Origin of the sequence: Nocardiopsis sp. CNS-639, assembly GCF_000381685.1 — a bacterium.
GTDB lineage: Bacteria > Actinomycetota > Actinomycetes > Streptosporangiales > Streptosporangiaceae > Nocardiopsis > Nocardiopsis dassonvillei.
In genome coordinates this window covers 189,619-212,557 of the sequence record NZ_KB906866.1, presented here as the reverse complement: position 1 = coordinate 212,557, position 22,939 = coordinate 189,619, and the positions used below count along the sequence as shown (strand labels likewise).

Below are 22,939 nucleotides of genomic sequence, written 5' to 3'. Positions count from 1 at the left end.
CGTCAGGTGCAGGAGTTGTTGGAGCGGGTGGGGTTGGAGCCGGGGCACTACAACCGGTTCCCGCACGCGTTCTCGGGTGGTCAGCGTCAGCGGATCGCGATCGCGCGGGCGTTGATCCTCAAGCCGAAGCTGATCATCTGTGATGAGCCGGTGTCGGCGTTGGATGTGTCCACGCAGGATCAGGTGTTGCGGTTGTTGTCGGAGTTGCAGGACGACTTCGGGTTGACCTACATCTTCGTGGCCCATGATCTGGCGGTGGTGCGTCAGGTGAGTGACCGGGTCGCGGTGATGCGTGCGGGTGAGGTGGTGGAGATGGGTGACAGCGACGCGGTGTACGAGAACCCCGCCAGCGACTACACCCGCCAGCTGCTGACGGCCGCTCCGGTCCTGGACCCCGACGAGGCCCGCCGCCTGCGCGCCGGGCGCGTGGAGAAGCGCGCCGAGGGCAAGGCCGTCGCCTGACGCTCCTCACGGGCCCAACGGTCCTGACAGTCCTGACAGTCCTGACGGACCAGTAGCCGACCGGCAGAACGACCCAGCGCCGGTGCCGCCGCGCAACCCCGCGGCGGCACCGGCGTTTCGCGTGTCCGGGACGAGGGCGCCGATGACAGCGCCGGGCCGTGCGTCAGGCCGGTCGCTGAACCCATCGGGCCACGCTCCGGAGCCGCTGAGCCGTGCGCCGGGCTGGGCACTGAACCCGCCAGGCCGGGCGTCGGAACCGCCGAACCGTGCGCCGCGCTGGGTGCTGGACCCGCCGGAGTCGCTGGACCCGCCGCGGCGTGCGCGGCGAGGAGGACCGCCAGTACTGGCGGTCGGTCCGCGGCGGTTCCGGCGGCTGAACGCCGTCGGGCGGGGGGTCGTCCACAGGGGAGAGATGACCTGGCCGGATCGGGAATGAAAACGGTTATCATTGACTTGTAACGCGTGGGAACCCTGAGGAGGCATCCATGGCACGCAACGAGATCCGGCCGATCATCAAGCTCAAGTCCACCGCGGGGACGGGCTTCACCTACGTCACCCGCAAGAACCGGCGCAACACGCCCGACCGGCTCACCCTGAAGAAGTACGACCCGCGCGTGCGCCGCCACGTCGAGTTCCGCGAGGAGCGCTGAGCCGGGCCGCGCCCCGGCCGCCCGTTCCCGGAAAAGGCCGGGCCCCGGCTGACCGGCGCCCCGACCGGCGGCGGCGCCGATCCTGACGGGCGCCCTCCCGTCGCGCGCCGCCGAGCAGGCGGACCGCCGCGCCCAACGACCACCCCAAGGGGGCACACATGAAGCAGGGAATCCACCCCGACTACCACCCGGTCGTCTTCCGCGACCGCGCGGCCGACTTCTCCTTCCTCACCAGGTCCACCGCCACCAGCGACAAGACCATCGAGTGGAGCGACGGCCGCACCTACCCGCTGATCGACGTCGAGATCTCCAGCGCCAGCCACCCCTTCTACACGGGCAACGCCCGCGTGGTGGACACGGCGGGCCGCGTGGAGCGCTTCCAGCGCCGCTACCAGCGCAAGGGCTGACCGACACGAGCGCGAGGCGGGGCCCGACGCCCCGCCCCCGACCACCCGAGAAGAAGGCAGAGGTTCCATGGCCGTACCCAAGCGCAGGATGTCGCGGTCCAACACCCGCACGCGCCGTTCCCAGTGGAAGGCCGCCACGCCCGACCTGGTGCGCGTCCACATCCGCGGCCGCGAGTACCTCGTGCCGCGCAACCTCGTCCGCGCCTACGAGCGCGGACTGCTCGCGCCGCCCGAGTAGCCGGACCCGGCACGGCCCGCCGACCCCCCGGTCCGGCCGTGATCCCGGACCCGGGCACCGCGGACGCCGCCGCGCGTCCGCCCGCACCGCCGCGCGCCGGCCGGGACCCCCTCCCGCCCGGCGCGCGGCGGTGTGAGCACCGCAGGCGAGCAGCCGGGCGGGGCGGCCGAGCGCCGTAGGGTGGTGGGCATGCCAGCCCGAACGCCCCCTACCGCGCCCGGCGGCGACGCCCCTGGGCTGCGCGCCGACGCGCTGCACAACCGCCACCGCATCGTCGAGGCGGCCCGCGCGGCCTTCGCGGAACGCGGGATCGACGTGCCGATGTCGGCCATCGCCCGCCGCGCCGGGGTGGGGGTCGCCACCCTCTACCGCCGCTTCCCCACCCGCGAGGCCCTGGTCACCGAGGTGTTCGCCGACCAGCTGACGGCCTGCGCCTCCCTGGTGGACGACGGCCTCGCCGACCCGGACCCCTGGCGGGGCTTCTGCTCGGTGGTCGAGCGGGTGTGCGCGATGCAGGCCGCCGACCGGGGCTTCACCGGCGCGTTCCTCACCACCTTCCCCGGCGCGGTCCCCTTCGAGGAGAGGCGCGAGCGCGCCGAACGCGGCCTCACCGAACTCATCCGCCGGGCCAAGGCGGCCGGGCGGCTGCGCCCCGACTTCGCGCTCGCCGACCTCACACTGGTGTTCCTGGCCAACTGCGGGGCCGCCTCCGGCCCGCCGGAGGCGGCCGCCGCATCCTCCCGCCGCCTGGTGGCCTACCTCCTCCAGTCCTTCGAGAACACGGAACGGCGCCGCCCCCTGCCCGCCGCCCCCGAGATCGGACTGGACCAGATCCCCGACCTCTCCACGGGCTGAGCGCGGACGCTCCCGCGAAACGCACCGCCCCTGGCCCCCGGCCCCCTCGGAGTCGGGCAGTCTTAAGGGTGTGACAACGCGAACCGACGAGATCCCCCCGCCGGACCCACGGACACCGAGAGCCCCGCGCAGGCCCGTCGACCTCCTCACGGGAACGGTCGGCCTGATCGTGGTGGCGGCGATCATGATCGCCGTCCGCGTGGTCACCGACGGTGTGGAGGGGACCGATCCCGACCGGCTCCGCGCACTGCTGCCCTCCGGCCTGCTCCTGCTCGTCGCCGCGGGTGCCAACCTCCTGCTGATCGTCCTGGTCAGCTACGTCGTCCTGCGCACGCTGTTCACCGGGCGGCGGCGCTCCCTGGTCCGGCCGGTCGCCGCCGGAATCGCCGCCTACACGCTCGCCTCGCTGATCAACGCCACCCTCTTCGCGCTGATCGGCCCGGAGCGGTTCCCCGACGCGCTCGCCCCCGACGACGTGTTCACCAGCGCCACCCTCGGCTACGTGGCCGCCGTCCTGGCCTTCATCCGCACCATGCCCACCGGACTGCCGCGGGTCCGCTCGATCCTGTGGGCGGGCAACACCACCGTCGCGGTCTGCGCCCTGCTGGCCGGGGTCACCAGCCTCCTCGCCCTCGTCCTGACCGTCCTGGTCGGCCTCACCTGCGCCGCCCTGGTCCGGTACGCGCTGGGGGAGAGGCCGCCGCCGCAGACCGACAACGGCCTGGACGCCGAGCTGCGCCGGTTCGGGCTGGCCGCCACCGGCGTCTCCCGCGCGGACGACGACGAGGAGGGAAACCCCCGCCACCTGGCCGAACTCGACGACGGCCGCCGGGTGGAACTGGTCGTGCTCAGCTCCGAGAACACCGCCGGGTTCTGGCGGCGCCTGCGCGACCTGCTGTTCCTGCGCGGTCCCGTGGCACCCCGGATGCTCTACGGCGTGCGCCGCCGCGCCGAGCACGCCGCTCTGATGAGCTTCTCCGCCCGGCAGGCGGGGGCCGCCGTCCCCCGGGTCCTGGCCGTCGGCGAACTCGGGCCCGGCACCGTCCTGCTGGTCCGCGAGCTGCCCGCCTTCCGCTCGCTGGACGCGCTCGACGACGAGGAGCTCACCGACGAGCTGATCGACCTGTGCTGGCGCGAACTCGGACTGCTGCACCGCCACCGGCTCGTCCACGGCAACGTCAACGGCGCCACCGTCGGTGTTCTGGACCAGCCCCGCGACCCTGCCAGCGCCTCCGTCCCCGAGGGCGCGTCAGAACCGGCAGAGGCCGCCACCTCGGCAGACACCTCCGGAACCGCGCTCCCGCCGGTCCCGGCGGCCTCTCGTGAAGCGGCGGTCCTGCTCACCGGCCTGGACCGCGGAGGCGTGGCCGCCCCCCAGCTCCAGGTATCCCTGGACCAGGCCGCCATGCTCACCCTGCTGGCCATGCGGGTGGGGTCCGGGCGCGCCGTGGACTCGGCGGTGCGCGCGCTGGGCGTGACCGCCACGGCCGCGGTCCTGCCCTTCCTGCAGCCCGCAGGCCTGCCCTACGCGCTGCGCAGGGGGCTGCGCGGGGACCGCGGGCTCCTGGCCAGGCTGCGCGAGCGCGTGGTGCGCATCGCCCCGGAGGCGCCCTCCGAACCCGCCCGCCTGGAGCGCATGCGTCCGCGCACCGTGGTCAGCGTCATCGTCGCCACCGTCGTCGGCCTGGTGCTGCTGTACCAGCTCACCGGCGTGGACTTCACCGCCATCGGCCGGGCCGACCCGGTGTGGACGCTGGCCGCGCTCGCCGCTTCGGTGGTGTGCACGCTCTCGGCCGCGATGATCCTCATCGGCTTCGTGCCCGTGCCGCTGCCGTGGTGGCGCACCGTCATGGTCCAGTACGCGGGGTCGTTCGTGCGCATCGCCGCCCCCGCCGGGCTGGGGTCGCTCGCGATCAACACCCGGTTCGTCACCAGGGAGGGGGTCTCGACCTCCCTGGCCCTGTCCGCGGTGGGCCTCACCCAGCTGGTCGGGTTCCTGGTGCACGTGCCGCTGCTGCTGGTGTGCGCCTACCTCACCGGCACCTCGTACTGGACCGGGTTCACGCCCTCCCCGACCGTCGTCGTGATCAGCGTCGCCGGAACGGCCGTGGTGGGGGTGGTCCTGCTGCTGCCCCGGCTGCGGCACGCCCTCGGCGCCCGGATCCGGCCCTACCTGCGCGGGGTGCTGCCGCGGCTGCTGGACATGCTCCAGAGCCCGTCCAGCCTGCTGCTCGGCTTCGGCGGAACGCTGCTGATCACCGCGGCGTTCGTGCTGTGCCTGCAGTTCTCGGTCCTGGCCTTCGCCGACCCGGGCGCCCAGGTGAGCCTGGTGGCGGTCGCGGTGGTGTTCCTGGCGGGCAACGCCATCGGCTCGGCCGCGCCCACGCCCGGCGGCCTGGGCGCGGTGGAGGCCGCCCTGATCGGCGGCCTGACCACCGTGGTGGGCGTCCCCGCCGCCGTCGCGCTGCCCGCGGTGCTGCTGTTCCGGCTGCTGACCTTCTGGCTGCCGGTCCTGCCGGGCTGGGGGGCCTTCTCCTACCTCCAGCGCCGCGAGGCCATCTGAGCGGGGCCCGGGCGTCAGGAGACGCCGGAGCGGGCGGGCACGAGCCTGCCGATCCCCCAGGCGACCAGACCGGTGACGGCGCCGACGGCCGCCCCGGTGAGGAGGCTGCTCACCACCGCGAAGCCGCGGATGACGACCGCGTGCGCGAGGGGCGGCAGGTCGCCGAGGTTGCCGCCGAGCCTGGGGGCACCGCCCTCCCAGGCGGTGTTCCACAGCAGCTGGTGCCCCAGGGCGAGGAGGACGCCGTAGAGCAGCCCGACCGCCAACAGCGTCAGGAACGGGTTCGGCACCCGGGTCAGGACGGCCACCGCCACCCACACGAGCGGGGGGACGAACACGAACAGGGCGTTGACGAGCGTTCCCTCCTGGATGACGCCGAGGTCGTGCAGGATCACGCGGGGCGCCGCGAGCAGGGCCAGCAGGGCGATGGCGGTCCAGGGCAGGCCGAGGGCGGAGCGTTTCTGTGCGGTCATGCCCACGACCCTAGGGAGGCCGCCGCGCCAGCACATCCGCGTTCGGTATCGACCGTGTACGCCCGTGGTCGGACCCGGGGCAGCGCCCCGTCGTTAACCTGTTGAGCCCGCCCCGTCGGGTGCGCACAATGGCCGGATGACCACGAGGAGGCGGGAACCCGTGCGCGGCTTCGACGACCTGGTGGAGGAGGCCGTCCGGCGGCCGACCTCCGGGTGGGACTTCCGGTTCCTGGACGGAAGAGTGGTCGAGGACCCGCTGCCCTGGTCCTACGGGGAGCGCGCCGGGCGGCTCGTGCGTACCGTGCGGGCGCCCGTCCTGGACCTGGGCACCGGGGGCGGAGAGTTCCTCTCCTCGCTGGCGCCGCTGCCGCCAGGCTCCCGGGCCACCGAGGGGTGGCCGCCGAACGTGCCCGTCGCGCGCCGCAGGCTCGCGGCCCTGGCGGTGGACGTGGTGGAGCCGGGGCCCGACGGGAGCCTGCCCCTGCCCTCCGGAGAGTTCGACGCGGTGCTCGACCGCCACGAGGTCTACGACCCCGCCGAGGTCGCCCGGGTCCTGGCCCCCGGCGGGGTCTTCGTCACCCAGCAGGTCGGCGGAGACGACGGGTACGAACTCAGCGCCCTCCTGGAGGGGCCGCCCCCGGACCGGGACGCGCGCTGGAACCTCGACGCGGCGGTCGCGGGCCTGGAGGGGGCGGGCCTGGTCGTCACCCGCGCCCGCCGGGCCCGGACCCTGCGCCGCTTCTACGACGTGGGCGTGCTCGTGTCCTACCTGCGCATGGTGCCGTGGCAGGTGCCGGGCTTCGACGCGCACACCCACCGCGGGCCGCTGCTGCGGCTGCACCGGGACATGGCGCGGGGGATCCCGCTCACGTGCACGGTGGACCGCTTCCTCGTCGAGGCGGCCCGGCGCTGACCGGCGCTCACTCGCCCAGTGTGATCGCCTCGGCCTCGGCCCGGGCGGACTCGGTGCCGTTGTCCACCCTGCGCAGCGCCCCGCGACCCAGGAGCACGATCCCCGCGGCCAGCGCCACCGACACCGCCGCCGCGTACATCGGCGCGCCGGGGGACAGGGCCGCGGCGAGCGCGGAGGCGGCCGGGGGAGCGGCGGCGCCGCCGAGGAAGCGCACCGCCGAGTAGGACGAGGACGCCACCGAGCGCGGCAGGTCGCTGGCCTCCATCACGCACTCGGTCAGCACCGTGTTGAGCACGCCCAGCAGCAGGCCGCCCAGCACGATGGCGGTGATCAGCCCCGCCGTGGACGAGATGAGCGCGCCCGCGGCGACCAGGTCCGCGGCCAGCAGGAGCAGGGTCGCCCACAGCACCCGCGTGCGCGGCCACCGGCGGGTGAGCACCGGGGCCACGAAGACCGAGGTCACGGCGACCGCCAGACCCCAGCCGAAGAAGGTGAACCCCAGGCCCATCTCGTCCAGCCCCAGGGGGAAGGGCGTGTAGGCCAGAAGGGCGAAGAACCCGATGTTGTAGAACAGCGCGGCCAGGGCCAGCACCAGGATGCCCGGGACGCGCAGCGCCGCGAACGGGGCCGACAGCGGCACCGGCGCGGTCCGCTCCGTGGCGTCGCTCCTGAGCAGGACGGCGATCGCGACGAACCCGACCGCCATCAGCGCGGCGGTGCCGAAGAAGGGGCCGCGCCAGCTGACGCTGCCGAGCAGTCCGCCCAGGAGCGGGCCCGTGGCGATGCCCAGGCCCAGTGCCGCCTCGTAGAGCACGATCGCGGAGGAGGCCCCACCGCTGGCGGCGCCGACGATGGTGGCCAGGGCGGTGGAGATGAAGAACGCGTTGCCCAGTCCCCACCCGGCCCGGAAGCCGATGACGGACTCGACGCTGCCGCTGGCCCCGGCCGCGGCGGCGAAGATCACGATCAGCGCCAGGCCGACCAGCAGGGTGCGCTTGGCGCCCAGGCGGCTCGACACCCAGCTGGTGACGAGCATGGCCAGGCCGGTGACCAGAAGGTAGCTGGTGAACAGCAGCGAGGTCTGGGTCTGCGTGGCCTCCAGGCTGCGGGAGATCGCGGGCAGGATCGGGTCCACCAGGCCGATGCCCATGAAGGCGATCACGCAGGCGAACGCCACGGCCCACACGGCGCGCGGCTGCCGGAGGATGGAGCCCTCCGGCGCATGCCCCTGGTCCGCGCCTCCGGGCGGTGCTGTACGCGGGGTGTCGGTCTTCGCCACCATGTTCTCGCTGCTCCCTGTCGTCGCTGATGGTGGGGAGGACGGCGGCCGATCCGGTCGGGGCCCTCATTCACATAGGTAACCTATGTTAATCCCCGCGCATTCCCGACCGGCACGCGAGGGGCGCGGGGGAGGGGAGGCGTCGATCACCGGAACCGCGGGAGGGCACGCGGGCGGCGGGCGCGAGGGCGGTGCGAGCCGAGGGTGCGACCGGGCTCCGGGAACGGAACCGCCCGCTCAGGCCCCGCCGCGGCGCAGTCGCTCGTCCAGCAGCCGCACCGACTCCGACAGCAGCTCCCGCTCACGCGCGGACAGGTCGGAGAACAGCGGCTCCAGCGCGTCGCCGATCCGGTGCCGCCAGTCCTCCAGCGCCGCCGCGCCCGCCAGGGTCAGCTCGTGCAGCTGGGCCCGCCGGTCGTCGGGGTCGGGGCTGCGCGCCACGTACCCGGAGGAGAGCAGCGACTCCACGATCACCGTCATGGTCGGCTGCCTGACCCGGCAGTGCTCGGCCAGGACGCCCAGCCGCAGCGGCCCCTTCTCCTGGAGCACGCTCAGCGCGCGCCATGTCGCCGGGGACGTGCGCTCGCCGGTCTCGTGCGCGGCGTAGCGCCCGATCCGCTGGCTGATGTTGAGGAGGCGGACCAGGAGGTGGGCGACATCGGGGCCCCGGCCGTCCCCGGCGTCCGCGTTCTCGGTGTGCTCGTCGTCGTGGTGCACGCCGCAAGGCTAGGGCATCTTCGGTCGGCGTGCTCCGCCGTGGGACGGGCGCTGTTCCCCCGCGGCCTACCGCGCCGCGGGGGAACAGCGGTCACGGGCGCCTGCCTGCCCGCGCCACGGAGTCGTGCGGGGGCGGCCCCGCGGCCGCCGTGGTCGGCCGTCCCGGTCCCGGGATCGGAGGCGACCAGGCCCTGTCCACACGCCCGGACGCGCCGTTTTCCTTCCCGTGGCTCACAGGCCGTGGCGGCCCTCGCCCGCCACCAGCTCGCCCACACGCGCCTCGGACTCGGCCGAGAAGGCGTCACGGCGGGCGGCGACCGCCCGGCGGGTGTCCTCGTTGACCAGGTCGGCGTTGATCTGGGCCCCGGCGGCGGCGCCCGAGGCCGCCGACGCGCCGACCTGGGCGGTCAGGTCGGTGACGTTGCCCGCGGCCCACACCCCGGGCACGTCGGTGCGGCCGTTCTCGTCGGTGGGGACGTACTCGCCGACCCCCATCGGGTGCTCCTGCACCCGCAGACCGAGCGTCTCCAGGAAGGAGGCGCGCGCCACCATCCGCGTTCCGACGGCCACCACCTCCCGGTCGACCACCGTGCCGTCCGCGAGCCGCAGCCCCGTGATCCGGCCGCCGGCGGTCTCCAGGGAGGCCACCGGACCCTCCACCACACGGATGTCGCGGGCGGCCAGCTTCTCGGCGTCCTCCTCGCCCGGTGCGGACGTGGTATGGGTGAAGAGCGTGACGTCCTCGCTCCACTGGCGGAACAGCAGCGCCTGGTGCACCGCCATCGGTCCGCTGGCCAGCACGCCGATGGCCCGGTCGCGCACCTCCCAGCCGTGGCAGTACGGGCAGTGCACCACGCCCGCGCCCCACTGCTCCCGCACGCCCGCCACATCCGGTAGTTCGTCCACCAGTCCGGTGGTCACCAGGACCCGGCGCGCGCGTACGCCGCGGCCGTCGGCCAGTTCCACCCGGAACCCGTCGCCGTCGCGGGTCACAGCCGTGACCTCCCCTGTGTTCACGTGGCCGCCGTAGCCGCGCACCTCCGCCCGGCCCCGCTCCAGCAGTTCGGCCGGGGACATGCCCTCCCTGGCCAGCAGCCCGTGCACGCCCGACGCGGGCGCGTTGCGCGGGGCGCCCGAGTCGAGTACCGCCACCGAGCGCCGGGCCCGGGCCAGCATGAGGGCAGCGTTCAGTCCGGCGGCGCCACCGCCGACCACCACCGCGTCGTAGCCGTTCTCCAACTGATCGTTCACCGCGATCACCTCCATGCCCCCACCATGCGACCCCCTCACCGGTTCACGCAATCTTTGTTGCCGTTATGGCAAAATGGCGGCATGGAACACGACCTCGACCAGGCGCTCGACGCGGTCGGACCCCGGTTGCGCGCGCTGCGCAAGCAGAAGGAGACCACGCTGACCGACCTGTCGGCGGCGACCGGCATCTCGGTGAGCACGCTGTCCCGGCTGGAGTCGGGTTCTCGCCGTCCCACCCTCGAACTGCTGTTTCCGCTGGCCAGGGCGTACGGGGTCACTCTCGACGAACTCGTGGACGCGCCGCCCACAGGCGACCCGCGCATCCACCTGCGTCCGGTCAACCGCCACGGCATGACCATGCTGCCCCTGACCCGCCGCCCCGGCGGCATCCAGGCGTACAAGCTGGTGATCCCGGGCCGCGACCGGCCGAGCCGGCCCGACCCGCAGACCCACGAGGGCTACGAGTGGCTCTACGTCCTCAACGGTCGGCTGCGGGTCGTGCTGGGCGAGCACGACCTAGTGCTCGCCCCGGGGGAGGCGGCCGAGTTCGACACCCGCGTGCCGCACTGGTTCGGCTCCGCCGACACCGAGGCGGTCGAGTTCCTCAGCCTGTTCGGCAGACAGGGAGAGCGCGCGCACCTGCGCGCCCGCCCCAAGACGGAGAACGCGTCCGGCGACGCCGACGCGTGACCGGAAGGGCGCGTCGGCCCGCGCCCACCAGGGGCGGTCCTGCTCCCAGAGGCGCGGTGGACCGCTGACAGCGCCCTCGGGGGCAGGGCCACCGCTGCGGAACCCCCACGCGTCACATCGTCCACGCTTTCGGTCAGGGGGTCGGCACTCGTGAGCCGGGGGCCGCCTGCTCGGCGGTGGGGCTGTCGGAGGCGCGCACGCTCGGGCACAAGGAGTCCGAGCCCGTCCCCGTACGGAACCCGGTTCCGGGTGCGGGGGCTCTCAGGAGCCGGGGACCGCTTCTTCAGCGGCGGGGCGCCCGGAGGCGCACACGCTCCGGCACGCGGCGACGACCTCCTCCACGCCGATCGCGTCCAGTCCCGGGTCCAGTTCGGCGGCGTGCGGATCGCCCAGGCGGCCCGCCCACAGGCACACGTGGACGTCCCGGTCCACCCGCGGGCCCCACAGCCGCGGGGAGACCGGCCCGAACAGGCGCACCGACGGCGTGCCGTAGGCCGTGGCCAGGTGGCCGATCCCGGTGTCCCCGCACACCACCAGCCGAGCCTCGCCGACCAGCCGCGCCAGCAGGCCCAGGGAGGTGCGCCCGGCCAGCACCGCCCGACCGCCGAGCCCGGCGGCCTCGGCCACCCGCTCGGCCAGCGCGGTCTCGTTCGGCGAGCCGGTCACCAGCACCCGCAGCCCCGAGGCCGCGAGGTCCCCCGCCACCCGCGCGAAACGCTCCGGGGGCCAGCGCCGCGACCCGGAGGCGGCCCCCGGGTGGACGATCGCGGTGTCCCCCTCGACCACCGCGTCCCGCCCCCGCGACGGGTTCGGCCACCGCAGGTCGTCGGGGTCGGCCGCCACACCGTGCGCGAGCAGCAGGCGGCACCAGATCTCGGCGTCGTGGACCCCCTCGGGCCACTCCGGGCCCGGCCACTGCGGGGCGGACGGGTGGCCGTGCGTCCACAGCCGCTCCGGCGACAGCGCCGCCAGGGCCGCGGTGCTCTGCGGTCCCCGGCCGTGCAGGTTGACCGCCAGGTCCGGAGAGCGGGTGTCGGGCGCGCGCAGCGGCTCGGTCGGCAGGACATCCCAGTCCAGCCCGGCCAGCGCGACCAGGTGCCGGTACCAGGAGGGGCCCGCCAGGGTGCGCCGCCAGGACGGCAGCGCCCGCTCCAGCGCGCGCAGCGCGGGAACGGCCGTGGCGAAGTCGCCCAGCCCCAGCGCCCGCAGCGCCAGCAGGGCAGGCCGCCCGCCCGTGCCGGGGACCCGGCCCCCGTCGGGCCCTCCGTGGCCGGGGCCCGGGTTCTCTCCCGCCGGTTCCACCGGATACCTCAGCGGTTGGGGTCGGCGGCGCTGACGTCGGCCAGCGCCGAGTCCTCGTCCACGGCCCGCGCCAGGTCGCCCATGGACACCACGCCCACGACGCGGTCGCCGTCCACGACGGGAAGGCGGCGCACCGCGCTGGTGCGCATGACGTGCACCGCGTCGGCGATCCCGCTCTGCGGCGGCACGGTGGCCACCTCCGAGCTGCACACGTCGCCGACGCTGTGCTCGCCCGGGTCGCCGCCCTCGGCCACGCAGCGCACCACGATGTCGCGGTCGGTCAGGATGCCCATGATCTGCTTGTCCCGGGTCACGACGACGTCGCCCACGTCGGCGTCGCGCATGATCTCCGCGGCCTCACGCAGGGACGTGTCCGGCGAGACCGTGCGGACCGGGCTGCTCATCACCTGGTCGATGGTTCGCACCACCATGGTCCTGCTCCTTTCGTGCCGGTCGTGCCTCTTCCGTTCTCACCGGTCCCATAGCCCGCATCCATGGGGGCAAACATGACGGCTCCCCCGCCGCCGCGGGGCGGACGGCGGGTGCGCGGGCGGCGGGCCCGGAGCGGTTTCCACGCGCGCGTCGGTGCTGGTGAGCGGGTTCCGGTCGGCCTGTGGTCGATGTTTAGGCGTCGCTGCTGCTGGTAGTCGAGTGGGTGCGCTCGGCGTCTGAGTCGCAGACCGGGCCTGAGGAGGGAGCGGTTACATGCGTGTCCTCGGTGTCAACGCCGTCTTCCACGACCCGGCGGCGGCGATCGTCGTCGACGGCCGTACGGTCGCGGCGGCGGAGGAGGAACGGTTCTCGCGGCGCAAGCACGGCAAGGCCGCGGTCCCCTTCTCCACGTGGGAGCTGCCGGAGCAGGCGATGCGCTGGTGCCTGGAGCGCGCGGGGCTGCGCCCCGCCGACCTGGACGCGGTCACCTACTCCTACGACCCCGCGCTGGCCGACCCCGACGGGCCCGGACAGGACCGCGGCTGGGAACGCCTGCGCCTGTTCTACGTCGAGCGCGCGCCGCACTTCCTGGCCACCGCGCTGCCGGGCCTGGACCCGGCCAAGGTCACCTACGTCCCCCACCACGTCGCGCACGCGGCCTCCGCCGGACTCGCCGCCCCGCCCGAGGCCGGAGGCGGCGAGTGCGCGGTGTTCGTGGCCGACGGCCGCGGCGAGAGCACCTCGCACATGGCGGGCGTCTACACCGGCGGGAAGCTGGACGTGCTGGTCCGCCAGCCGCTGCCCGAGTCCCTGGGGCTGGTCTACGAGGAGCTCACCGAACACGTCGGCTTCCACCGCTCCAGCGACGAGTACAAGGTGATGGCCCTGGCCTCCTACGGCGAGCCCACCATGCTCGACGCGGTCCGCAAGTGCGTGCGCTACGAGGGCGACGGCCTGGTCCGCGCCTCGGGCCTGGACTGGAACTCCCTCACCGACCCGTGCGAGCCGGGACGGGAGCCCTCCAAGGAGCACGCGAACCTGGCCGCCAGCGTGCAGGCCGCCATGGAGGAGACCCTCCTGGCCGTCGTCGGCTGGCTGCACGAGCGGACCGGCCGCCCGCACCTGACGATGGCGGGCGGGGTCGCGCTCAACTGCGTCGCCAACAGCCGCATCGTCCGTGAGGGGCCCTTCGAGAGCGTCTGGGTGCAGCCCGCCTCCGGCGACGCGGGCACTGCGCTGGGCGGCGCCCTGCACGCGGCCTCGCTCGTGGAGGACGTGGCGCCCATGCCCGGGGCCGCCCTGGGCCGCTCCTGGGACGAGGACGAGCTGCACGCGATCCTGCGCGAGGCCGACGTCGCCTTCGAGCGCCCCGACGACCTGGCCGACACCGTGGCCGAGGCCCTGGAGCGGGACGCGCTGGTGGCCTGGTTCCAGGGCGCCGCGGAGTACGGGCCCCGCGCGCTGGGGCACCGGTCCCTGCTCGCCAACCCGTCCAACCCCGACAACCTCGAACGGCTCAACCGGGTCAAGGGGCGCGAGCAGTTCCGTCCCGTCGCGCCGATGGTGGCCGAGCACAGGGCGTCGGAGATCTTCTCGGGCGGGCCCCTGCCCAGCCCCTACATGCTCTTCGTCCACGAGGTGCACCCCGACTGGCGCGACCGCCTGCCCGCCGTGGTGCACGTGGACGGCACCGCCCGCGTGCAGACCGTGGCCGAGCGGGACGACCCGCTCACCGCGCGCCTGCTGGACCGCTTCGAACGGCGCAGCGGCCTGCCGGTCCTGGTCAACACCAGCCTCAACACCGCCGGGCGGCCCATGGTCGACTCCCCGCGCGACGCCCTGGAGTGCTTCGGGTCCGCGCCCGTGGACCTGCTGGCCATCGGCCCGTTCGTCGTGCGCCGCCGCGCGGGCGAGGGGGCGCACCGGTGAGCGCTCCCCGCTACTCCGTGGTCGTGCCCACCGTGGGGCGCGACACCCTGCCCCGCGTGCTGGGACCGCTTCTGGACGCACCGCCGCGGGAGGCGCCCGAGGAGGTCGTCGTCGTGGACGACCGGCCGCCCGACGACACCGCGCCGCTGCCCGGGACCGACCACGCCCGGGTGCGCGTCCTGCGCACCGGGGGAGGCGGCCCCGCCGCCGCCCGCCAGGCCGGGTGGCACGCCTGCGCCACCGAGTGGATCGCCTTCCTGGACGACGACGTGGCCCCGCCCGCGGACTGGCCGCGGCGCCTTCGCGCCGACCTGGCCGACCTGCCCGCCGAGGTGGGCGCCAGCCAGGGCCGCATCACCGTGCCCCGCCCGCGCGGGTACCGGCCCACGGACGCCGAACGGGCCACCCTGGCCCTGGAGGGCGCCCGCTGGATCACCGCCGACATGGCCTACCGCAGGAGCGCCCTGGAGGCGGTCGGCGGCTTCGACGCCCGCTTCCCGCGCGCCTACCGCGAGGACACCGACCTGGCCCTGCGGGTCGTGGACGCCGGGTTCGTCCTCGTGCCCGGCGAACGCGAGTGCGTGCACCCGCTGCGCGGCGGCGGGCGCTGGGCGAGCCTGGCCGCCCAGCGCGGCAACGCCGACAACGCGCTGATGGACCGCCTGCACGGGCGCGGCTGGCGCAACCGGGTCGGGGAGGGCCCCGGCGGGCTGCGCGGGCACGTCCTCACCACGGCCGCCCTGCTGGGCGCCGCAGGGGCGGCCCTGACCGGGCACCGCGCCGAGGCCGCCGCGTGCGCCGCGCTGTGGACCGCGCGCACCGCCGCGTTCGCCCGGCGCCGGATCCGCGGCGGACCCGCCACCCGCGACGAGGTCACCGACATGCTGGTGACCAGCGCGCTCATCCCGCCCCTGGCCTGCTGGCAGCGGCTGCGCGGCGAGATCCGCCACGCCGGGGCGCGGCCCGCCCCGGGAGCGGCGGCCGTGCTGTTCGACAGGGACGGCACCCTGGTCGAGGACGTCCCCTACAACGGCGACCCCGACAAGGTGCGCCCCACGCCCTCGGCCGAACGGGCGCTCGCCCTGGCCCGCGGCGCCGGACTCGCCGTCGGGGTGGTCAGCAACCAGTCGGGCATCGCCCGCGGACTGATCACCCGCGACCAGGTGGACGCGGTCAACCGGCGGGTGGAGGAACTGCTGGGCCCCTTCGACGTGTGGCGCGTGTGCCCGCACGGCGAGGAGGACGGCTGCGGATGCCGCAAGCCCGCGCCCGGCATGGTCCGCTCCGCCGCGGCCGAACTGGGCCTGCCGCCCTCCCGCTGCGCGCTGGTCGGCGACATCGGCGCCGACGTGGACGCCGCTCGGGCCGCGGGTGCGCGCGGGGTGCTCGTGCCCACCGCCGCCACCCTGGACGCCGAGTGCCGTTCCGCGCCCGAGACCGCGCCCGACCTGGAGGCCGCCGTCCTGCGCCTGCTCGGAAGGGACGCTTCGTGAGCGGGGGAACCGTGATCGTGGCGCGCCTGGACAGCATGGGGGACGTCCTGCTGTCCGGACCGGCCGTGCGCGCCGTCGCCCACGGAGCCGACCGGGTCGTCTACCTCGCCGGACCCCGGGGAGCCGAGACCGCCGCGACGCTGCCGGGTGTGGACCGCGTCCTGACCTGGTGCGCGCCCTGGATCGCCGCCGACCCGCCGCCGGTGGACGCCGCCGACGTCGCCCGCCTCGTGGAACGCCTGTCCGGCCTCGGCACGGACGCCGCCGTGATCCTGACCTCCTTCCACCAGTCGCCGCTGCCGCTGGCCCTGCTCCTGCGCATGGCCGGGGTGCCCCGCGTCTCGGCCGTCAGCGAGGACTACCCGGGCAGCCTGCTCGACGTGCGCCACCACGTGGCCCACGCGATCCCCGAGGCCGAGCGGATGCTGTCCCTGGCCCGCGCGGCCGGGTACCCGCCGCCCCCCGGCGACGACGGACGCCTGGCCGTGCGCCGCCCGCTGCCCGACACCCGGGAGCTGACCGGGCCCGACGGGTACGCGGTGGTCCACGTCGGCGCGGACGCCCCCTCCCGGGAGCTGCCGCCCGCCCTGGCCGCCAAGACCGTCGCCGCGCTGGCCGAACGCGGCCACCGGGTCCTGGTCACCGGCACCGCAGGGGAGGCCGAGACGGCCCGCGAGGTCGCCGCGCACGGCGCGGCGGACCTGGCCGGGCGCACCACCGTCACCGAACTGGCCGACGTGCTCGACCGCGCCGCCGTCCTGGTCTCGGGCAACACCGGCCCCGCCCACCTGGCCGCCGCCGTCGGCACGCCCGTGGTCTCGCTCTTCTCCCCGGTCGTGCCCGCCTCCGCGTGGGCGCCCCACGGCACCGCGGTCCGCGTCCTGGGGGACCAGCTCGCGCCCTGCGCCGACACCCGGGCCCGGGTCTGCCCCGTACCCGGTCATCCCTGCCTGAACTCCGTCTCCTCCGACGACGTCCTGACCGCGGTCGACGAACTCCTGGGGGCACGATGACCATCCACCACCCGACGCCCACGATCCCGGCGCACACACCCCGGGGCATGGCGCAGGGCCGGGCCCGGACGCCCGCGCGCGTGCTGCGGATCCTGCTCTGGCACGTCCACGGCTCGTGGACGACCGCGTTCGTCCACGGCGGGCACACCTGCCTGCTGCCGGTGACCCCGGACCGGGGGCCCGACGGGCGGGGCCGCGCCCGTACCTGGGACTGGCCCGCCAACGCCGAGGAGCTGTCCCCCGAGGCGGTGCGGGACAGCGACCCCGACCTGGTGGTCCTCCAGCGACCGCACGAGATCGCCCTGGCCGAGGAGCTCCTGGGCCGCGTGCCGGGCCGGGACGTGCCCGCCGTCTACGTCGAGCACAACACCCCGCGCCAGGACGTGCCGATCACCCGGCACCCCGTCGCCGACCGCGGCGACATCCCCGTCGTCCACGTCACCCACTTCAACGACCTGTTCTGGGACTGCGGGCGCGCGCCCACCCGCGTGGTCGAACACGGCGTGCCCGACCCCGGGTACCGCTACACCGGCGAGGTCCTCCGCACGGGCGTGGTGCTCAACGAGCCCCTGCGCCGCTGGCGCTTCACCGGCACCGACCTGCTGCCCGCGCTCGCCGGGAGCGTGCCCCTGGACCTGTTCGGCATGGGCGTGGCCGGGGTACCCGAGCACCTCGGGCTGGCGCCCTCGCGGCTGCGCGCCCACGAGGACCTGCCCCAGGGCGCCATGCACGGCGAACTGGCCCGCCGCCGCGCCTACGCCCACCCGCTGCGGTGGACCTCGCTCGGCCTGTCCCTCATCGAGGCGATGATGCTGGGCCTGCCCGTGGCCGCCCTGGGCACGACCGAGGCCTACGAGGCCGTACCGCCCGAGGCGGGCACCGTCTCGACCGACCCCCGAGTACTCGCGGAGGCGCTGCGCGCGTTCCATGAGGATCGCGACCTCGCCCTTCGCACCGGCAAGGCCGCCCGTGCGGCGGCACTGCGCCGCTACGGGCTCACCAGGTTCCTCGACGACTGGGACCGGGTGCTACAGGAGGTGACGTCATGAGGATCGCCATGGTCTCCGAACACGCCAGCCCGCTGGCGGCGATCACCGGAGAGGACGCGGGCGGCCAGAACGTCCACGTGGCCGAGCTGGCCGCGGCGCTCGCCGCGCGCGGACACGAGGTCGTGGTCCACACGCGCCGCACCGACGCCGAGCGGCCCGACAGCGTCTCCCTGGGCCCGGGCGTGCGCGTGGAGCACGTGCGCGCCGGACCGGCGGCCCCGATCAGCAAGGACGAGCTGCCCCAGTACATGCCCGAGTTCGCGCAGCGGCTGCGGGCGGCCTGGCGCGTCCAACGGCCCGACGTCGTCCACGCCCACTTCTGGATGAGCGGTTTCGCCTCCCTGCGGGCGGCCGGCGCCCTGGGCCTGCCCGTGTTGCAGACCTTCCACGCCCTGGGCACCGTCAAGCGCCGCCACCAGGGCACGGACGACACCAGCCCCGCCGAGCGCGTCCCGACCGAACGCGCCGTGGCCGGTCAGTGCGACATGGTCGTGGCCACCTCCACCGAGGAGCGGCGCGAACTCGCCGAGTGGGGGATCCCGCCCGCGCGCGTGGCCGTGGTGCCCTGCGGCGTGGACACCTCACGCTTCACCGCCGAGGGCCCCGCCGCCGAGCGCGGCGACCGCCCGCGCCTGCTCAGCCTGGGCCGCCTGGTCAGGCGCAAGGGCGTGGACACGGTGATCCGCGCGCTGGCCGAGGTGCCCGAGGCCGAACTGGTCATCGCCGGAGGAACCGCCCGCGAACGCCTGTGGACCCAGCCCGAGGCGGTGCGGTTGCGCATGGCCGCCGAGCGCGCGGGCGTGGACGACCGGGTCCGCTTCCTGGGCTGCGTGGACCGCGCCGAGGTCCCCGCCCTGCTCAGGTCGGCCGACGTGGCCGTCAACGTGCCCTGGTACGAGCCGTTCGGGATCTCCACCGTCGAGGCGATGGCCTGCGGTGTCCCCGTGGTCGCCTCCCGCGTGGGCGGCCACGTCGACACCGTCGTGCACGGGGAGACCGGGCTCCTCGTCCCGGCCAGGTCGCCCGAGCGGCTGGGCCGCGCCGTGCGCTGGCTGCTCTCGGACGAGGCGACCAGGATCTCCTTCGCCGACGCCGCGGCCGAGCGGGCGCGCGACCACTACTCGTGGGCGGAGGTGGCCCGGCGCACCGAGGAGTGCTACCTGCACGTGACCACGACCGCGACCGGTGCGGCCGTCCCCGCGCCCCGCGCGGGGCTCAGCACGCCGGTCGCCACCACCACCGGGGGAGGCGAGGAGTGATGCACACCCACCTGAGACAGCTCAGCTCCGCGCTGGACGGCACGGACGCGGCCCTGGTCGAGGAGTGGGGACGCCGCGCCGCGCGCGCCCTGAGCCGGGGGCAGCGCCTGTTCACCTGCGGCAACGGCGGCAGCGCGGCCGAGGCCCAGCACCTGACGGCCGAACTGACCGGACGCTTCGAGGACGAGCGCGAGCCCCTGTCGGCCATCGCGCTGCACGCGGAGACCTCCAGCGTCACCGCCATCGCCAACGACTACGGCTACCACCAGGTCTACGCGCGCCAGCTGCGCGCCCACGCCCGCCCGGGCGACCTGCTGGTGTGCCTGTCCACCAGCGGCAACAGCGAGAACGTCGTCGCCGCGGCCAAGGCCGCGCGGGAACTCGGCGTCACCTGCTGGTCCCTGACGGGCCCCGGAGCCAGCGCCCTGGAGTCGCTCAGCGAGGAGACGGTCTCCGTCCCCGCGCCCAGCACCTCCACCGTGCAGGAGGTCCACCTGGCACTGGTCCACGTGTTCTGCGCCGCGGTGGACGCCGAGGTCGCCGCCCGCGCGCACGGGGTCTTCGTCCCCGAGGGGAGGGCGGCCACATGAGCGGGGGAACCGTGGTGGTGGTCGGCGACGCCCTGCTCGACGTGGACCTGCGCGGCGTGTCCCGGCGCGACTGCCCCGACGCGCCCGCGCCCGTGCTGGAGGAGCCCGAGTCCTGGTACCGGCCCGGAGGCGCGGCCCTGGCCGCCCGCCGCGCCCGGCAGGACGGCCACGACGTGGTCCTGGTGACCGCCGTGGGCCGCGACACGGCCGCCGACGACCTGGCCGCGCTCGTGGGGGAGGGCGTGCGACTGGTGGGGCTGCCCCTGATGGAGCACACGCCCACCAAGACCCGGGTCCAGGCCAACGGCCGCACCGTGGCCCGCCTGGACCAGGGGTGCGAGGGCGTGGAACTCGACGCCCGCGCCGAGGACGTCGCCGAGGCCCTGGCCGGGGCGGCGGCCGTGCTCGTGGCCGACTACGGGCACGGACTCACCCGCCAGCGCGCCGTACGCCGGGCCCTGGCGGTCTGCGCGCGGCGCGGCGTGCCGCTCGTGTGGGACCCGCACCCGCGCGGCGCCGACCCCGTGCCCGGAACCCGCCTGGCCACGCCCAACGCCGCCGAGGCCGGGGTCGCCGGGGGCGCCGACGGGCGGGCCCTGCGCCGGGCCGGTGAGCTGGCCGGGGCGTGGGACGTGCACTCGGTGGCCGTCACCCTCGGCGCGCGCGGCGCCGCCTGGTCGGACGCCGGGGACGGGTGCGCCCTCCTGCCGGGCACACCCGTCGACGCGCCGACCGACACCTGCGGCGCCGGGGACGCCTTCGCCGCCGCGTGCGCCACGGCGCTCGCCGACGGCGACGACGTACGCGACGCCGTCCGACGCGGGGTCGCCTCCGCCTCGGCCTTCGTCGCCGGGGGCGGAGCCTCGGCCTACGCCGCCCCGCGCCCCGCCGCCGGGCGGGCGCGCGCCGCCGCGGTGCCCGGCCCCCGCACGGGGGAGGGCCGCCGGGCGGAGCGGGTCGTGGCGACCGGCGGCTGCTTCGACGTCCTGCACGCGGGCCACGTCGACCTGCTGCGCCGTGCCCGCGCCCTGGGCGATCGCCTCGTGGTCCTGCTCAACAGCGACGCCTCCGTGCGCGCGCTCAAGGGCAGCGGCCGTCCGGTGGTCGCCGAACAGGACCGCGCCCGCGTGCTGGGCGCGCTCGACTGCGTGGACGAGGTGGTCGTCTTCGACGAGGACACGCCCGTGCGCGCCCTGGAGGAGCTGCGGCCCGACGTGTGGGTCAAGGGCGGCGACTACGAGGTGGAGGACCTGCCCGAGACGCCCGTCGTGCGGCGGGCCGGGGGAGAGGTGGTCACTGTGCCCCTCGTGCCCGGCCACTCCACGACCGGGCTGATCACCCGCATCCGCGGCCGGGGCCGCGACGGGGTACCCGCCCGCTGAGGGCCCCGGGACCGGACGCCCCCGCCCGGCGCCCGGGAAGCCGGAAACGAACGACGAACGACGACGAACGACGACGGAGAACGAGGGAGACAGATGCGTCCACTCGGAAACACGCTGATCACCGGAGGGTCCTCGGGCCTGGGAGCGGCCACCGCGCGGGCCGTGGCCGACGGGGGCGGCCACCCGATCATCCTGGACCGGCAGCACCCCGGCAACGACCTGTCCTTCCACCAGGTGGACCTGGCCGACCGCGAAGCGGTCGAGCGCGCCGTACAGCAGGTCAGCGTCCAGCACGGCCGCATCGACGCCCTGGTCAACGCGGGCGGGACCGACGCCTGCGGCACGCTCACCGACGTGTCCGCCGAGGACTGGGAGCGGGTCATCCAGGTCAACCTCATCGGCACCGCCGCCGTGACCCGCGCCGCCCTGCCGCACCTGCGCGCCTCCCGGGGCACGGTGGTCAACTGCGCCTCCACGCTCGGCCTGCGCGCGCTCAGCGACGCCACGGCCTACTGCGCCTCCAAGTTCGGGGTCGTGGGCTTCACCCGGGCGCTGGCCGCCGAACTCGCCGGACAGGTCGGGGTGACGCTCCTGGTCCCCGGGGGCATGAGCACCTCCTTCTTCGACGACCGCCCCGACCAGTACAAGCCGGGCCCGGACGCCAAGCTCAACGCGCCCGAGGACGTGGCCCGCGCGGTGGTGTTCGCGCTGAGCCAGCCGCCCGGCTGCGAGGTGCGCGAGATGGTGATCTGCCCCTCGCAGGAGACGTCCTGGCCCTGACCGGTGTCTTTCGGGGCCTCCGCTTCGCTTCGGCCCGCGTTCGGGCGCCCGAACCACCCCCCTCACGCCAAGACTCCGTTCACAAGACAGGCCCCAGGGGCCACAGAACAGCACCCAGGTAAGCGGTGAGACCATCCGAGGAGGTGGGCGACGATGCGCGAGCACGCGTCGAGAGGTAGGGCCCTGGTCACCGGTGGCGCCGGGTTTCTCGGCTCCCATCTGTGCGAACGGCTGCTGGAGAGGGGCACACGCGTGGTGTGCCTGGACAACTTCGCCACCGGCCGGGCGCAGAACGTGGCGCACCTGGCCGGGCACCCCTGGTTCGAGCTGATGGAGGCCGACCTCACCGAACCGTTCACGCTGGAGGAACCCGTGGACACGGTGTTCCACCTGGCCTCGGCCGCGTCGCCGCCGGACTACCTGCGCCTGCCGGTGGAGACGCTGGAGGTGGGCAGCCTGGGCACACGCAACGCGCTGGAGTGCGCCGAGCGCCACGGCGCCCGCCTGGTCCTGGCCTCCACCAGCGAGGTGTACGGCGACCCGCTGGAGTACCCGCAGCGCGAGACCTACTGGGGCAACGTCAACCCCGTCGGCCCGCGCAGCGTCTACGACGAGGCCAAGCGCTACGCCGAGTCGCTGACCATGGCCCACCACCGCGCCCGCGGGGCCGACGTGGGCATCGCCCGCATCTTCAACTGCTACGGGCCGCGCATGCGCGCCGACGACGGCCGCATGGTGCCCACCTTCGTCAACCAGGCGCTGGAGGGCAGGCCGCTGACGGTGGCGGGCGACGGCCACCAGACGCGGTCGCTGTGCTACGTGGACGACACCGTGCGGGGCCTGATCGCCCTGGCCGACAGCGAGACGACGGGGCCGGTCAACATCGGCAGCGACGAGGAGCTGTCCGTGCTGAACCTGGCCCGCGTCGTCCTCGGCGTCACCGGGACCCGGTCGGAGATCACCTTCGTCGAACGCCCCGAGGACGACCCGCACTTCCGGCGCCCCGACATCCGCCTGGCCGAGGAGGCCCTGGGCTGGAGGCCGCGCGTCCGCCTGGACGAGGGGCTGCGCCGCACCGTCGCCTACTTCGTGGACCAGCGCGACCGCTACGAGGGCCTGCCCGAGGGGACCGCGCCCGCCAACTGAGGGCCGGACCGGAAACGGTGCCGGTGTGACGCCAGAGGTCCTGGTCCGCGGCGCCCCCGTACCCGT

The 22,939-nt window shown here is 75.3% G+C and carries 23 protein-coding genes; 17 read left to right on the top strand and 6 right to left on the bottom strand.

Going from position 1 to position 22,939, the window contains the following annotated elements; translation table 11 throughout:
* The 6 genes from G011_RS0119995 to G011_RS0119970 form a co-directional block, all read left to right on the top strand.
* Nucleotides 1–462 (top strand): ABC transporter ATP-binding protein (locus G011_RS0119995; RefSeq protein ID WP_019610050.1); only part of this gene is annotated, 462 nt, incomplete at its 5' end.
* A 485-nt stretch (nucleotides 463–947) separates the two neighbouring features.
* A complete protein-coding gene (rpmG, locus tag G011_RS0119990) occupies nucleotides 948–1,112 on the top strand; it encodes a 50S ribosomal protein L33 (protein WP_013152592.1) in 165 nt (54 codons plus the stop codon).
* A gap of 158 nt (nucleotides 1,113–1,270) precedes the next feature.
* A complete protein-coding gene (locus G011_RS0119985; protein WP_013152593.1) occupies nucleotides 1,271–1,519 on the top strand; it encodes a type B 50S ribosomal protein L31 in 249 nt (82 codons plus the stop codon).
* 67 nt (nucleotides 1,520–1,586) lie between these two features.
* Nucleotides 1,587–1,757: a 50S ribosomal protein L32 gene (rpmF, locus tag G011_RS0119980; RefSeq protein WP_013152594.1), complete on the top strand. Its 171-nt coding sequence runs from the start codon at nucleotides 1,587–1,589 to the stop codon at nucleotides 1,755–1,757.
* A gap of 189 nt (nucleotides 1,758–1,946) precedes the next feature.
* Nucleotides 1,947–2,612 carry a TetR/AcrR family transcriptional regulator gene (locus G011_RS0119975; RefSeq protein ID WP_036552860.1) on the top strand — a complete coding sequence of 222 codons (666 nt, stop codon included), beginning with the start codon at nucleotides 1,947–1,949 and terminating at the stop codon, nucleotides 2,610–2,612.
* A 70-nt stretch (nucleotides 2,613–2,682) separates the two neighbouring features.
* Nucleotides 2,683–5,175, top strand: coding sequence for a lysylphosphatidylglycerol synthase transmembrane domain-containing protein (locus tag G011_RS0119970; protein WP_026338472.1), 2,493 nt, complete (start codon nucleotides 2,683–2,685; stop codon nucleotides 5,173–5,175).
* A gap of 14 nt (nucleotides 5,176–5,189) precedes the next feature.
* Here the strand turns inward: G011_RS0119970 and G011_RS0119965 are convergent, their stop codons facing one another.
* On the bottom strand, nucleotides 5,190–5,648 hold the full coding sequence (locus G011_RS0119965; protein WP_019610047.1) for a hypothetical protein: 459 nt from the start codon (nucleotides 5,646–5,648) through the stop codon (nucleotides 5,190–5,192).
* Nucleotides 5,649–5,784: 136 nt separating this feature from the next.
* Between G011_RS0119965 and G011_RS0119960 the strand changes: the two genes are divergently transcribed.
* Nucleotides 5,785–6,561: a class I SAM-dependent methyltransferase gene (locus G011_RS0119960; protein WP_036552836.1), complete on the top strand. Its 777-nt coding sequence runs from the start codon at nucleotides 5,785–5,787 to the stop codon at nucleotides 6,559–6,561.
* A 7-nt stretch (nucleotides 6,562–6,568) separates the two neighbouring features.
* On the opposite strand, the gene G011_RS0119955 is transcribed toward G011_RS0119960, so the two are convergent.
* From G011_RS0119955 to G011_RS0119945, 3 genes are all read right to left on the bottom strand, one after another.
* Nucleotides 6,569–7,843, bottom strand: a complete 1,275-nt coding sequence (locus tag G011_RS0119955; protein WP_019610045.1) for an MFS transporter — start codon at nucleotides 7,841–7,843, stop codon at nucleotides 6,569–6,571.
* A gap of 234 nt (nucleotides 7,844–8,077) precedes the next feature.
* Nucleotides 8,078–8,557, bottom strand: coding sequence for a MarR family winged helix-turn-helix transcriptional regulator (locus tag G011_RS0119950; protein ID WP_019610044.1), 480 nt, complete (start codon nucleotides 8,555–8,557; stop codon nucleotides 8,078–8,080).
* 231 nt (nucleotides 8,558–8,788) lie between these two features.
* On the bottom strand, nucleotides 8,789–9,823 hold the full coding sequence (locus G011_RS0119945) for an NAD(P)/FAD-dependent oxidoreductase (protein WP_019610043.1): 1,035 nt from the start codon (nucleotides 9,821–9,823) through the stop codon (nucleotides 8,789–8,791).
* A 66-nt stretch (nucleotides 9,824–9,889) separates the two neighbouring features.
* Here G011_RS0119945 and G011_RS0119940 point away from each other — a divergent pair, with 66 nt between their 5' ends.
* A complete protein-coding gene (locus tag G011_RS0119940) occupies nucleotides 9,890–10,498 on the top strand; it encodes a helix-turn-helix domain-containing protein (protein WP_013152602.1) in 609 nt (202 codons plus the stop codon).
* Between the two features lie 261 nt (nucleotides 10,499–10,759).
* On the opposite strand, the gene G011_RS30055 is transcribed toward G011_RS0119940, so the two are convergent.
* Complete coding sequence (locus G011_RS30055) at nucleotides 10,760–11,800, bottom strand: glycosyltransferase family 9 protein (protein WP_019610042.1); 1,041 nt, start codon at nucleotides 11,798–11,800, stop codon at nucleotides 10,760–10,762.
* Nucleotides 11,801–11,808: 8 nt separating this feature from the next.
* Nucleotides 11,809–12,231 carry a CBS domain-containing protein gene (locus G011_RS0119930; protein WP_019610041.1) on the bottom strand — a complete coding sequence of 141 codons (423 nt, stop codon included), beginning with the start codon at nucleotides 12,229–12,231 and terminating at the stop codon, nucleotides 11,809–11,811.
* Between the two features lie 274 nt (nucleotides 12,232–12,505).
* Between G011_RS0119930 and G011_RS0119925 the strand changes: the two genes are divergently transcribed.
* The 9 genes from G011_RS0119925 to G011_RS0119885 all read left to right on the top strand — a co-directional run bounded on the left by G011_RS0119925 (nucleotide 12,506) and on the right by G011_RS0119885 (nucleotide 22,873).
* Complete coding sequence (locus G011_RS0119925; protein WP_019610040.1) at nucleotides 12,506–14,161, top strand: carbamoyltransferase C-terminal domain-containing protein; 1,656 nt, start codon at nucleotides 12,506–12,508, stop codon at nucleotides 14,159–14,161.
* Nucleotides 14,158–15,654 carry an HAD-IIIA family hydrolase gene (locus G011_RS0119920; protein WP_019610039.1) on the top strand — a complete coding sequence of 499 codons (1,497 nt, stop codon included), beginning with the start codon at nucleotides 14,158–14,160 and terminating at the stop codon, nucleotides 15,652–15,654. The genes G011_RS0119925 and G011_RS0119920 overlap by 4 nt, the downstream gene beginning before the upstream one ends.
* Nucleotides 15,651–16,667, top strand: coding sequence for a glycosyltransferase family 9 protein (locus G011_RS0119915; protein ID WP_019610038.1), 1,017 nt, complete (start codon nucleotides 15,651–15,653; stop codon nucleotides 16,665–16,667). The genes G011_RS0119920 and G011_RS0119915 overlap by 4 nt, the downstream gene beginning before the upstream one ends.
* Entirely contained in the window at nucleotides 16,664–17,716 is a 1,053-nt protein-coding gene (locus tag G011_RS0119910) for a glycosyltransferase (protein WP_019610037.1), read from the top strand. Before G011_RS0119915 ends, G011_RS0119910 begins: the two co-directional genes overlap by 4 nt.
* Entirely contained in the window at nucleotides 17,713–18,975 is a 1,263-nt protein-coding gene (locus tag G011_RS0119905) for a glycosyltransferase (protein WP_013152609.1), read from the top strand. Before G011_RS0119910 ends, G011_RS0119905 begins: the two co-directional genes overlap by 4 nt.
* Entirely contained in the window at nucleotides 18,975–19,565 is a 591-nt protein-coding gene (locus G011_RS0119900) for an SIS domain-containing protein (RefSeq protein ID WP_019610036.1), read from the top strand. The genes G011_RS0119905 and G011_RS0119900 overlap by 1 nt, the downstream gene beginning before the upstream one ends.
* Nucleotides 19,562–20,947, top strand: coding sequence for a D-glycero-beta-D-manno-heptose 1-phosphate adenylyltransferase (gene rfaE2, locus G011_RS0119895; protein WP_019610035.1), 1,386 nt, complete (start codon nucleotides 19,562–19,564; stop codon nucleotides 20,945–20,947). Before G011_RS0119900 ends, rfaE2 begins: the two co-directional genes overlap by 4 nt.
* A 93-nt stretch (nucleotides 20,948–21,040) precedes the next feature.
* Complete coding sequence (locus G011_RS0119890) at nucleotides 21,041–21,727, top strand: SDR family oxidoreductase (protein ID WP_013152612.1); 687 nt, start codon at nucleotides 21,041–21,043, stop codon at nucleotides 21,725–21,727.
* Nucleotides 21,728–21,880: 153 nt separating this feature from the next.
* Entirely contained in the window at nucleotides 21,881–22,873 is a 993-nt protein-coding gene (locus G011_RS0119885; RefSeq protein WP_019610034.1) for a UDP-glucuronic acid decarboxylase family protein, read from the top strand.
* Nucleotides 22,874–22,939 lie beyond the last annotated feature (66 nt).